Source organism: Gardnerella sp. c17Ua_118 (genome assembly GCF_055804255.1).
Genome location: NZ_JANUYT010000001.1, coordinates 288,577 through 300,970, shown reverse-complemented (window position 1 = coordinate 300,970; position 12,394 = coordinate 288,577). Strand labels below are relative to the sequence as shown.

Below are 12,394 nucleotides of genomic sequence, written 5' to 3'. Positions count from 1 at the left end.
TTTACTCCCAGCCTAATCTTTCAGCGTCAAACACTGGTCCTTCGTTACAAACTTTAAGTCTGCCTTCTAAAGTATCTACAACGCAAGCAACACAAGTTCCATAGCCGCATCCCATTCTTGCTTCTAGGCTTAGCTGACATTTAACATTACGCTCATGTGCCCAATGAGCTACAGCTTTCATCATTGGCATAGGTCCGCAAGAAAGAATAACAATAGGCAAATCGCCATTAAAATCAAAATAATTTTCTTGCTCTAGCTCATTAAGCAAAGTAATAACAGTTCCTTGCGCGTTGCTAATGCTATAAACATCATCAACGTATTCCTTCATAAACGAGTCAGCAAAATGATTATCGCGATACCCGAGCACTGCACTCACTTTGCAATCCTTGTTTTTTGAAATCGCTTGAGCAGCACAAATCAAAGGAGGAACGCCCAATCCTCCGCTTACAAGAACATAGTGCGCTGGCTTAGAAATATCAAAGCCCAATCCTAATGGCCCTAAAGCATCTACAGTGTCACCTGCTTTAAGCTGTGCAAATTCGGCAGTGCCCTTACCAATAACAGCAAAAATAAGACTAAAAGTGTCTCCATCAACGCTTGCAACACCAAATGGCCTAGGAAGCATAGTTGTAGAATCTGGAGAATATAAGTTAACAAATTGCGCAGGAGTGGCCGTTTTAGCAATAGCATCATCGCGCAAAACTAAGCGATACACACCTTCGTCAAGCTTTTGATTATCAAGAACTTCTATTGGGCGCCTTCCTAAAAGACGGCTATATTTTGGCTTACTAGAATCTGAACCCGAATAGTCTAAAGAGCTTTCGCGAATAGTAAATATAAAGCCTCTAGAAGATTTTCGAGTTTGAATAAACATGCCATCACTCATGTATTTGCCCTATCTTGTTTAATGTGTAACTGTTTAGTTTTTAGTTATATATAATTTGCGATTTACAACTTGCGATTTATAATTTGAAACTTATAACTTACGATTTGTAGCTTGCTATTAGCTATAAATTATATTCGCTTATGTTTATCTATATTCACTTATAAATAGATTCACTTATAAATCGCCTGCCTTAAATCATCTCGCATATTAATAGCAGCACAAGCAGAAGAATGTGCAACAATATCTAGAATGTCATCTAAAGAAATTGAAGATTCGTGCTTTTTATAAGATTCACTGTTTTTCCAAGCACCAATAATTCCGCGCGAAGAGTTTACTATAGCGCCACTACCATTTTCATCAAACATTCCAGCAACATCTTGTGCCGTTCCGCCTTGTGCTCCGTAGCCTGGAACAAGAAAGAAAGTATGCGGCATAAACTCACGCAACCGCTTGCCTTCTTGCGGATGAGTTGCTCCAACAACCGCTCCAACTCTAGAATATCCGTGATTTCCAATGTTTGATTCGCCCCAATTTTCAATCAAGCTTGCCATATGCTCGTAAACTGGTCTGCCATCTTCAACAACAAGCTCTTGCAACTCTTTGCTAGAAGGATTAGACGTGCGCAAAAGCACAAAAATGCTCTTATTGCGCGAAATTGCTTCGTTTACAAAAGGCTTAACGCCATCAGACCCCATATACGGGTTTACAGTAAGCGAATCCTCGTGCCAAACATCCTTTGTGCTAGAACTTTTAAGAAGATTAATCAAAGACTCGTCAAAGTCGTAAGATTCATCGCTAAAATACGAATCAAGATTAGCAAATCCTCGCAAATGCGCAGCATACTGGCCTGCCGTAGAACCAATATCTCCTCGTTTTGCATCTCCAATAACAACTAAGCCTTTGGATTTAGCATAATCGCAAGTCATTGTGTAAGTGTCAATTCCAGCAGGGCCAAGCGCCTCATACATTGCAATTTGCGGCTTAACAGCTGGAACAATATCGCAAATCGCATCAATAATTGCACGATTAAACTCAAAATAAGCAGCACCAAGCAAAGTTGACAAAGCTTCTTCACTCTCTACTTCTTGCAAAACTTCATTTGCTAAGCCGCTTAAAATTTGCGCAGGCAAAATACCAGGCTTTGGGTCTAAGCCAACAACAGTAGGATTTTGCTTTGATGCAATCGCTTCTACTAACTCGTCCATTTTGCTCCCATTTTTACTATTTTTTACGACTTATGAATGCGACTTACTAAACTTACTAAACTTATTAAATACGCGACTACATTCTAGAAAACGCAATTTGCGATCCAATAATAGTTGCCACTGGCCTGCCCTTTAATTGCCAACCGTCAAATGGCGTATTTCTAGCTTTTGAATGGAATGAGTTTGAATCCACACTCCACTTTTCGTTCATATTAATCAACACTAAATCAACGTTTTCTGGGTGCTCCGTGTTGCTTAATCGCAATGTACGCCTAATCGCGCATTTAGAAGACACGTTTAGCAAAGCCGAAACATCCGTAGGTCTGCGGCTCATTAGTTGCATTGGATTAACAGACATTAGTTCAATTAAGTGCTTATCATCCGTGTAGCCTGCATCCACAAGCACTTTTCTACAAACCGCGTACGCGCATTCTAAGCCAATAATGCCATTAGGCGCACTCGCAAAGTCGCCAGCTTTATCTGCAACTGTGTGCGGAGCGTGATCAGTCGCAATCATGTCTATAGTTCCATCTGCGATTGCACCAAGAGTGGCCTGTCTATCTGCTTTAGACCTAAGTGGCGGATTCATTTTTGCGTTAACGCCATACTTAAGCACATCTTCATCGCAAAGAGCAAGATAATGCGGAGCTGTTTCACAAGTAATAGGCAAACCTTCCTTCTTAGCTTTGCGAATCGCTTCAAAAGCAGCTGCAGTACTCACATGCTGGAAGTGCACATGAACGCCACTAACTCGCGCAGCATCAATGTCGCGCTTAACAATCGCAAGCTCCGTAGAAGCAGGAATTCCGCCAACGCCTAAAATCTTAGCAACTGGGCCTTCGTTTACTGAGCCAGAATTGTGATGCTCACAATGTTCAAGAAGAGGCAATCCTGTTTCTTTAGCGATTTTTAGAACGTCTTGCAAAATCGAATCTGTAACTGCAGCACCATCGTCACTGATTGCAACTACAGGATGCTTCTTCATTGGAGACGTTTTTTGACTATCTTCGATTCCAGGAACATACTTTTTCCACAAATTAACGTTGCTAGGATCAACGCCACTTCTTCCGCCCGATGCGCAAACGCTTAAATCGTAGCGAACTGGCAATTTTACGCCATATATGCAACCGTATCTTTGCAAGTAGTCAATCACATTTTCAACATCGAAAGGAGCATCATTCCAAGGCTCGCCGTCCACCGCTGGAATCGTGTTTGGCATAATCAAAACTTGCGTATATCCGCCTGCAGCAGCAGCATTGCCGCCAGTCATCATCGTTTCTTTATCTGTTTGACCAGGATCTCTAAAATGCACGTGCGGGTCTGCAAAACCAGGAGCAACAATCCAATCACTTGCATCAATTTCTCCGCATATTCTGGCATTTGGCTCAATTAAAGCATCTTGCCGCACACCTTCTACAATTAAATCGATGCGCTCGCTAGTATCCCAAACTGCAATATTTTGCAAAGTTAAGGTTCGTGAGTTATTCATATTGCTCCTAGTTTGCTCAAGGTTTTAAGTTATTAGATTATTTTAGATTACTTTATATTTCAATTGCGTTAATCGCGATTATTTGCGCGTTTTAGTGCGCTCAATCTACTTATGCTTCTTCGTCGCAATACAAGCATCGATACACGTTTGCGTCAGAATCGTCCTTATAGAACTTTTTGACTAATGATAATTCACTATTTGTTATGCAACGAATATTAGGACATTTAAGATCTTTAGGAGCATTTTTGTCTTCTTTATGAACACGAGGATTAGCGAGCGAAATTCCATTAGCATCGTAAGCTTGCGATTCGTCTTTAGGCACATTCACAAAATCTGTTGGCTCATAGCCCAAAAGCTTATCTCCAAGAACAGAGCTTTCAAGAGCCATTCGCATAAGCATACCGTTTTTAACTTGCTCAAAGTATGCTGCACGAGGGTCCGCGTCAACATCAACCGCAATCTCGTTAATCCTAGGAAGTGGGTGAAGAACAGCCGTATTAGGCTTTGCTTTTTGCAATTTTTCTTCCGTCAAAATGTAAGTATCTCTAAGTCGCAAGTATTGATCCCTGTCTGTAAAACGCTCTTCTTGCACACGAGTCATATAAAGAACGTCTAAACTTCCAATAACTTCCATCAAATCGCGAGTTTCCTCGTAAGAGCACGATTCAGTTGCGTTTATGCGATCAATAACATATTGCGGAGTTTTAAGCTCATCTGGACTAATCAGCACAAAATGAACGTTTCCAAAGCGGCATAAAGTTTCAATAAGCGAGTGAACTGTGCGGCCGTATGTTAAGTCTCCGCAAAGCCCAACTGTTAAATTATTCAGCCTTCCAAATCGTGCAAGAATTGTTGCTAAATCTGCAAGAGTTTGAGTAGGATGCATGTGGCCACCGTCTCCTGCATTAATTACTGGCGTGCTAACAGCTTGCGTTGCTACAAAAGCGGCGCCTTCCTTAGGGTGACGCATTGCTACAACATCTACATAGTTTGACACCACTTTTAACGTGTCGCTAACTGTTTCGCCTTTACTCGCGCTAGAAAGTTGAGCGCCTGCAAAGCCAATCACCTTGCCACCTAAGCGAAGCATTGCTGTTTCAAAGCTTAATCGCGTGCGCGTGCTCGGCTCATAAAAAAGAGTGGCCAACACTCTGCCATCGCAAGTGTGGGCCACTTCTTTTCTGTGCGAATCAATGTATCGCGCTTTATCTAAAAGCATTCGTATTTGTGCCGTAGAAATATCGTCTAAAGTAACAACACTTTTGCCTGCTAACGATTGAGCAATTGCGCAACGAGAAAAAACTTGATTGGAAGAATCAGAAAATGCGTTCGTCATAATAAAACCGCTTACCTTTCGCTAGTTGGCAAACGGCCGCGATTGTGCGCGACCTAAGTAATATTACTGATTAGCTTTGACGAAACCCATACTCGGAGTGGCGTATATTTGTTACCACAAAATGCAGAAATAAGATGCAAAAAATTATAAATCAAATTAAAAATCGATCTGACTTAATACTGATTTCTGATTACGCCTAGAATAAGTAACCTTTAATACATAAACGACGCGTTCTTCTAAATCGGCTCTATAATAAACAAAAAAATTCCCCACAGCAATACGTCGAACACCAAGAGAATTCCACGGTTCATATTTAACAACTACAGCAAATTCAGGTAAGAATGATAATTTCTCAATGTTAGATTTTATAAGACGAATAATCCTAAGAGCCGTTTTCGAAGAAATATTAGATGCAATATAATTCTTTATTTCTTTCAAATCATTTTCCGCATCTTGAGTTAGAAAAACACTAAAAGGACGCATATCAATCCTTTTCTAACTCATTGAATACTGATTCATACGAACGCACTAAACCAGCAACCGATTGCTTGTAACTATTCATAAGTTTTGCAGCAAAATCAGTAGAGAATAATTCGTCATCTTCTTCTAAATTTTCACTACTGACTGTCTGCTTTATACGTGAAGAAACATCAGAATAAAAAACTGAAGACTTAGCTCTTTCTTTTACATCAATGCTTATCATTGAATTTTTCATTAAAAATCACCTCCCATCCCAAGAAATTATAACATGCACACATGTATGAAAAATATAACAATAAATTCGAAGCTACAAAATATGACTAGATTGCAACTGTAAACTTAGCGACAGTAGAAGAGACGAGACATAACTTCGCGGCATTGACGCATAACAGCCATTAAATCGTTTTCAAAAACGCGACCTTGGTTTGGATCATAGCCAAGATAAGTGGCGATTCCACCCAAAGAATAAGAGTCTGTTGGAATAACATCCGCGCGCTCAAGAGAGCCAGACCACAAGAAGTTCGCATTTCGCACTGCAGAACACATATGCCAGCAGCGCTCTAGCACATTTGCATCTTCATCTTCAATCAAATGCAATTCTTTAAGCGCTTTCAACGCTTGCATTGTGCCAACCACTCGCAAAGACTCGTATTTTCCAGCGTATTGCAATTGCAAAAGCTGAACAGTCCACTCAACATCGCTTAAACCGCCGCGACCAAGCTTCAAATGCCTGTCTCTACTAACACCTCTTGGCAAGCGTTCTGCTTCCATACGCGCTTTAAGCTTACGAATTTCCGCTAATTGCGATTCACTAAGAGGCTCTGACGAATAGCGCAAGTCGTTTACTACTCCGCTTAGCAAAGCATCCGCTAAATCTTTAGAACCTGCAGCAAAGCGCGCGCGCAAAAGTGCTTGATTTTCCCATGTACTAGCCCACTTTTGGTAATAATGCCCGCACGATTCTAGCGAACGCACAAGCGGGCCATCTTTGCCTTCTGGTCGCAAATCTAAATCGACCATGATTTTTGGCTCTAAAGTAAGAGGACCTTGTAAAATACTTCGCAATATGTCTACAGTAGTTTGCGCAAAACGGTGAGCAAGATTAGCGCCAGAATCATCGCTAGAATCGCAACCGCAACTATCTTGTGTAGGCTTATAAACAACCATAATATCTGCATCCGAGCAGAAGTTAACTTCCCTACCGCCGTAACGCCCGAGGGCAATAATAGCAATCGAAGCTTTGCTTTTATCTAGGCACATTTTGCGAGACGCATCTTTCATAGCCCATTGCAAAGCAGCATCAAGCACAGCGTCAAACACGTCACTCATTGCTTGCATAGAAGTATCATCGTCAATAAGCCCACACATCCAAGCAAGAGCTACTCGCTCAATTTCTTGCCTTCTTAAAGCGCGCAAAAATTGTGCAAAATCCGCAATACTGCTTGAATATCTTGCCACCATTGCGCGCGTTTGCATATCTAAGCTTTCTCTGTCTCTTGGCGCAAGCACCGAGTCGTCTCCAAGCCAAGTTATTGACTGTATAGACTTCATCATTGCATCGCCTAAATAGCGCGAATCAGACAAAACGTGGCAAAGCCGTTGAGCTGCGCTAGGAGAATCACGCAAAAATCCTAAGTACGTGTTTTTTCCGCCAAAGCGTTCGGAAAGTCGCCTAAAAGCAAGCAAACCCATGTCGGGATTTTGACCTTCTCCAAGCCATTTCAACACTGCTGGAAGCAAAATTCTGTGAATTTTAGCAGCACGCGAAAGCCCCTCGCTTAGAGCTTCAACATGCATTTGTGCAGCTCTAGCATCCGCAAATCCGATTGACGCAAAGCGAGCACGCGCAGCCTCAGCAGACAGCACAATAGGATCTGCATCCGTTTGCGCGTTAATCGGAAGCATTGGACGGTAATAAATATCTTTATGCAAGTGTCTAATTTCTCGTCGCGCTTTGTCGAATCGCGCAACAAGCTCTTCTGGCTTAAGTCTAACAGCTCTAGCAAGACGCCTAATTTGCTCGTTACTGTTAAGATCTTCTACACTAATACTTCTTGCGCGATCTAACCCACCATTTCCTTGCGCGCCTAAGTCTGGGAATAAATGCGTACGTTGCATATTCCACATTTGCTGGCGATGCTCGAGCACGCGCTCAAAACGGTAGTGTTCTGCCAAAATCGCAGCTTGCGATCTAGAAACGTAACCTCCAGCAGATAGTGCATTAAGCGCGCCTAAAGTATCTCTAACTCGCAAAGACGTGTCTTCACTTCCGTGCACAAGTTGCAACATTTGCACAGTAAACTCAACATCGCGCAATCCGCCGCGACCAAGCTTCATATCTAAATCTCTATGAGACGCAGGAATCAAAGACTCTACTCGCTGTCTCATATGTTGGCAATCTGCAACAAAATGCTCACGACCAGACGCTTTCCAAACAAGCGAATCTGCCATTTGTCTATAATCTTTACCAAGCTGCGCATCTCCTGCAGCTGGCCTCGACTTTAGTAATGCTTGAAACTCCCAACTACTTGCCCACTTTTCGTAGTATTCTCTATGCGATTCCAAACGCCTAACAAGCGGACCATCTTTGCCTTCTGGCCTTAGCGCGGTATCAATTTGCCACAATGGCGGCTCCGCACAGCCAACAACAACCGATTGACACACTTCTTGCAAAACAAGCGCAATAGAAGAGCCAACTCGCAAAGCTTCATCTTGTTTAACGCCATTAGTTGGTTCTACTACATATATTAAGTCAATGTCTGAAACGTAGTTTATTTCTTGCGCTCCCAATTTTCCCATTGCTATTATTGCAAACCTGCAGCAACAAGATCCAGAAACTTGCCCGCGCGCAATCGCAAGAGCCGCCTCTAAAGCAGCATCCGCAGCATCCGAAAGTTTACAGCTTATATCTGGCTGCAATTCTACAGGATCTGCGCTCGCCAAATCGTATGCCATAATCGCAGCAATATGCTGGCGATATCTCGCTCTAAGCGCACCAACAGCTTGTGCAAAACCCATGGAGCTTATTGGAACAGTGCACGAATCGCAATTCTTATCGTCATCTTTTTCTTCATTTACTACTGTTGCACTGTATGATTGAACAGCTTCTAGTAAATCCGAAACACGCTCTTCTAAAGTCATATGTAGCAAATGATTTGGGTCATTTGCGGCAGCGCTTATTAAGTCTTCGCGTGTTCGCATTAGCATTGCAAACGCTTTAGAAGCTCCAAGAACTTGCATTAAAGACGAAAGCGGACTTGTTATTAGTGAATTATTCGAGTTCTCGGCAATATTTTCAACAACTTTTTGACGCGATTTGTATATGTCGTTAAACGCTAAAATTGCGTAATCTGGATCTTCTACTCTATTTATGCTTTCTAAGATTTTGAGCACATTAATTGAATTATTCTCACAATTTTTGCAAATATCTTCTATAGTTTTACGAGCAGATTCTGGGCGCGCAAACCCTGCCTTAACTAGGCTTCTATACGATAAGTTGCTTTCTTGAGCAAAACCTAAGTTGCTTTTTGAACCATTTTGCAAATTAGCTTTTGATTCCACGTTCAAAATCGCGCTAAAGCCATTGCTTAGATCTCCAGCATTACTTGTTTGATTGCTCATAACGCCACTGTACATTGTGGTGTCGTACAACAATATTTTGCACGGCACCACAAGTACGATTTGCGCAATCTACACGATTTTAGTAAAAAGTGGCTTAACGTTTGACCAAATGCTTCTAGTAACGCCAGGACGATTCATTGTGTACAAGTGTATTCCGTCTACACCTTCCGCAACTAAATCGTTAATCTGTTGAGACGCAAATATGCTTCCAGCGTCTTGCAAAACTTCTGGGTTACTTCCCCATCGCTCAATCATTGCTAAAACTGGCTCACTCATTTTAGAAGAGCACATTTTTGTCATTCGCTTAACTTGATTTGCGTTTACAACTGGCATAACTCCAGCTTCAATCGGAACGTTAATGCCAGCTTTTCTAGCTAAATCCCTAAAATGCAAAAAGTCATCGTTATTGTAAAAAAGTTGCGAAATCAAGTAAGTTACTCCAGCATCCACTTTTCGCTTTAGATTATCGATGTCTTCTTGCAAAGTAGCAGCTTCTGGATGTTTTTCTGGGTAGCATGCACCCAAAATAGGCAAATCTGGTCGCTTTGAGCGAATATACGATACTAAATCGCTTGCGTGATTAAACACTCCAGCAGCATTCTGACTTTCAATAACGTCTCCGCGCAAAGCTAAAACACCACTAACGCCTGCCTTATCAAACATGTCTAAAGCTTCGTCAACATCGTCATAATCCAAGTATCTTGCTGTTAAGTGAGCAACAGTCTTAATACCATACTCCGATCGAATAGTGTTTGCGATCCTAGCAGTAGCAGTTCGATCCGAAGATTTTCCCGTTCCGTAAGTTACAGATATAAAATCTGGATCTAAACCCCTTAAGCCGTCTAAAGTGTCGTAAATCGTGCCTATTGGAGATGTTCTTTTAGGTGGAAACACCTCTAAAGAAAACTTTGGTTTGTACGTCATTTTAGACCGCCACCCAATTCGCTTCTAACTTTTTTAGCTGCCGAAACAAGATTTTGCAAGCTAACCCACGTTTCTGCATTGCCTCGAGTTTTTAAGCCACAATCTGGATTAATCCAAAGTTTGTTAGCTGGCATTTTGTGCAAAATCTCGTGAATCCTGTTAACAATCTCCTCTTCGCTAGGAACGCGAGGAGAGTGAATGTCGTAAACTCCAGGGCCCGCTTCTGTTTCAAAGTTCGCGTTATGAATAGCGTCCAAAACAACTAAATCTCCGCGCGAAGCTTCAAACGATATAACGTCCGCATCCATTGCATCAATGTCTCGAATAATGTCGTTAAACTCCGAGTAGCACATATGCGTGTGGATTTGCGTAGTAGCATCTACAGCAGAGTGCACAAGACGGAAAGATGCAATTGCCCAATCCAAATACTTCTTATGCCAATCAGAACGCCTAAGCGGAAGCTTTTCACGCAAAGCTGCCTCATCGATTTGAATTACGCGAATTCCAGCACGCTCCAAGTCCAAAACTTCGTCTCTAATAGCAAGAGCTAGCTGCTGCGTTTGTTCTTCGTGCGTAATATCTTCTCGAGGCCAAGACCAGTTAAGAATCGTAACAGGCCCCGTTAGCATGCCTTTCATAACATGATTTGTGCGGCTTTGAGCATACGCACTCCACTCTACTGTGATTGGCTGCGCTCTAGAAACGTCGCTCCAAACGATTGGAGGCTTTACGCATCGAGTTCCATAAGACTGCACCCAAGCGTTTTTTGTAAACTTAAATCCGTGCAAATGCTGGCCAAAGTATTCAACCATGTCGTTTCGCTCAAATTCGCCATGCACAAGAACGTCTAAGCCAATGCGCTCCTGGTGTTCTATGCACTCGTCTATTTGCTTGGCAATAAACGCGTTGTATTCTTCCTTGCTAATTTCGCCTTTTCTAAAAAGCGCTCGAATTGACCTTATTTCTTTTGTTTGAGGGAAGGATCCGATAGTTGTTGTAGGTAAATCAGGCAATCCTAATGCTTCTTTTTGTAATTTTTGACGCTCCGCGCGAGATGGCTTTCGCTCAAAATCTTCTGGCTTAAGGCTTGCGATTCGCGCTTTAACGTTTTCGTCTACTTTTACTCTAGACCCGTCAAATAATGCCTGATTTTGCGCTAATTCCTCGCTATTTTTAAGCTCATCATCATTCAAAACGCAAAGCTTAGCAATTTCGCTTACTTCCTTCAACTTTTCTACAGCAAACGCAAAATGCTTTAATACATCTTCGCCAAGCTCTTCTCCATCCGTGCTAAATGGAACATGCAAAAGCGAGCATGCAGTAGAAACAGCTATGCGATTAGTAACATTTTTTTGCAAAGCGTCTAGCAAGCCAAGACTTTGTGCGTAGTCATTTTTCCAAATGTTTCTGCCGTTTACAACTCCTGCAAAAATAGTTGTTTTCTCGTTTACTCCATATTTTTGCAAAGCTTCAAGGTTTTCTTCTTTGCCTTCTACAAAATCTAAGCCAATTGCATCGAACGCTAAATCGTTTAGCGTTTTGTACGAGTCTAAAATATTGCCAAAATACGTGTTAAGCAAAATTTTAACGTTTTCATCATTCGCAGCGCTTTCAAGTCTGCTTTCAAGAATCGGCTCATATAAATCGCTAAAGATCTTTAAATCGCCATCTTCTTTATCTAAGCACAAGTATGGTTCATCAAATTGCAACCATTTTGCTCCAAGACTTGCAAATCGTTTTACAATACTGCAATATGCGTTTGCTAAGGCTTCAATCGTCTCTTTGTTTGCTTCTAATTCTTGAGCTTGTGGCGTACGAGCAAGCTTTAAGAATGTGTATGGGCCAATCAGAACTGGCTTTGTTTCAATTCCTAGCGCGTTTGCTTCATTAAACTCGTCGAATGGTTTTGTGCCAACTAAACGCAACTCTTGCGGATTTTCTACTTCTGGAACAATGTAGTGGTAGTTGGTTGTAAACCACTTCTTCATTGGAAGCGCTGTTACATCTCCTCTATCCCCTTGATATCCACGCGCGATTGCAAAAAGCGTATCTTCTGCATTTTCAAACTCTAGATTTTTGTACCGTTCTGGCACTGCACCAAGCAGGATTGCTGTGTCTAGCATTTGATCGTAGTAGCTAAAATCGTTGCTTGGTATGAGTTCTATTCCAGATTCTGCTTGAATTTTCCAATGCTTTTTGCGCAAATCTTTTGCAACTTGTCTTACTTCTTCTAGAGTTGCGTCTTTTTTCCAATAGCGTTCAATAACTTTCTTAAGCTCGCGATTTGCGCCGATTCGTGGGAATCCCTGTACAGATGTAAGAACAGTATGCATATATCCTCCAAATAATTAACAACCTGATTCAGCCTAGCAAACATTTGGCCAAATGAGGTCATTACCTATTTGGGGGTGTCGTTATAACTTAAACTTATATGCATATTTGTGCATATATTT

The 12,394-nt window shown here is 41.7% G+C and carries 9 protein-coding genes; all 9 read right to left on the bottom strand.

From position 1 onward, the window contains the following. Position 1 precedes the first annotated feature (1 nt). The 9 genes from NYP69_RS01300 to metE all read right to left on the bottom strand — a co-directional run bounded on the left by NYP69_RS01300 (position 2) and on the right by metE (position 12,274). Positions 2-886 (bottom strand): dihydroorotate dehydrogenase electron transfer subunit, encoded by an 885-nt coding sequence (locus NYP69_RS01300; protein WP_101896561.1) that lies wholly within the window; start codon positions 884-886, stop codon positions 2-4. A 170-nt stretch (positions 887-1,056) separates the two neighbouring features. Further along, positions 1,057-2,091 carry an orotidine-5'-phosphate decarboxylase gene (pyrF, locus tag NYP69_RS01295; RefSeq protein WP_101896560.1) on the bottom strand — a complete coding sequence of 345 codons (1,035 nt, stop codon included), beginning with the start codon at positions 2,089-2,091 and terminating at the stop codon, positions 1,057-1,059. 76 nt (positions 2,092-2,167) lie between these two features. Next, positions 2,168-3,580: a dihydroorotase gene (locus NYP69_RS01290; protein ID WP_018615672.1), complete on the bottom strand. Its 1,413-nt coding sequence runs from the start codon at positions 3,578-3,580 to the stop codon at positions 2,168-2,170. Positions 3,581-3,689: 109 nt separating this feature from the next. Beyond that, positions 3,690-4,916: an aspartate carbamoyltransferase gene (gene pyrB / locus NYP69_RS01285; protein WP_004133044.1), complete on the bottom strand. Its 1,227-nt coding sequence runs from the start codon at positions 4,914-4,916 to the stop codon at positions 3,690-3,692. 156 nt (positions 4,917-5,072) lie between these two features. Next, entirely contained in the window at positions 5,073-5,399 is a 327-nt protein-coding gene (locus NYP69_RS01280; protein ID WP_473410493.1) for a type II toxin-antitoxin system RelE/ParE family toxin, read from the bottom strand. A 1-nt stretch (position 5,400) separates the two neighbouring features. After that, complete coding sequence (locus tag NYP69_RS01275; RefSeq protein ID WP_473410492.1) at positions 5,401-5,631, bottom strand: hypothetical protein; 231 nt, start codon at positions 5,629-5,631, stop codon at positions 5,401-5,403. A 104-nt stretch (positions 5,632-5,735) separates the two neighbouring features. Continuing rightward, positions 5,736-9,032 carry a bifunctional [glutamine synthetase] adenylyltransferase/[glutamine synthetase]-adenylyl-L-tyrosine phosphorylase gene (locus NYP69_RS01270; RefSeq protein ID WP_473412868.1) on the bottom strand — a complete coding sequence of 1,099 codons (3,297 nt, stop codon included), beginning with the start codon at positions 9,030-9,032 and terminating at the stop codon, positions 5,736-5,738. 54 nt (positions 9,033-9,086) lie between these two features. Then, positions 9,087-9,941, bottom strand: a complete 855-nt coding sequence (gene metF, locus NYP69_RS01265) for a methylenetetrahydrofolate reductase [NAD(P)H] (protein ID WP_004133041.1) — start codon at positions 9,939-9,941, stop codon at positions 9,087-9,089. Beyond that, positions 9,938-12,274 carry a 5-methyltetrahydropteroyltriglutamate--homocysteine S-methyltransferase gene (gene metE / locus NYP69_RS01260; RefSeq protein ID WP_473412867.1) on the bottom strand — a complete coding sequence of 779 codons (2,337 nt, stop codon included), beginning with the start codon at positions 12,272-12,274 and terminating at the stop codon, positions 9,938-9,940. The genes metF and metE overlap by 4 nt, the downstream gene beginning before the upstream one ends. Positions 12,275-12,394 lie beyond the last annotated feature (120 nt).

Coding starts and splice junctions, on each gene's coding strand:
- NYP69_RS01300 (WP_101896561.1), bottom strand. CDS start 886: ATGAGTGATGGCATGTTTATTCAAACTCGAAAATCTTCTAGAGGCTTT.
- pyrF (WP_101896560.1), bottom strand. CDS start 2,091: ATGGACGAGTTAGTAGAAGCGATTGCATCAAAGCAAAATCCTACTGTT.
- NYP69_RS01290 (WP_018615672.1), bottom strand. CDS start 3,580: ATGAATAACTCACGAACCTTAACTTTGCAAAATATTGCAGTTTGGGAT.
- pyrB (WP_004133044.1), bottom strand. CDS start 4,916: ATGACGAACGCATTTTCTGATTCTTCCAATCAAGTTTTTTCTCGTTGC.
- NYP69_RS01280 (WP_473410493.1), bottom strand. CDS start 5,399: ATGCGTCCTTTTAGTGTTTTTCTAACTCAAGATGCGGAAAATGATTTG.
- NYP69_RS01275 (WP_473410492.1), bottom strand. CDS start 5,631: ATGAAAAATTCAATGATAAGCATTGATGTAAAAGAAAGAGCTAAGTCT.
- NYP69_RS01270 (WP_473412868.1), bottom strand. CDS start 9,032: ATGTACAGTGGCGTTATGAGCAATCAAACAAGTAATGCTGGAGATCTA.
- metF (WP_004133041.1), bottom strand. CDS start 9,941: ATGACGTACAAACCAAAGTTTTCTTTAGAGGTGTTTCCACCTAAAAGA.
- metE (WP_473412867.1), bottom strand. CDS start 12,274: ATGCATACTGTTCTTACATCTGTACAGGGATTCCCACGAATCGGCGCA.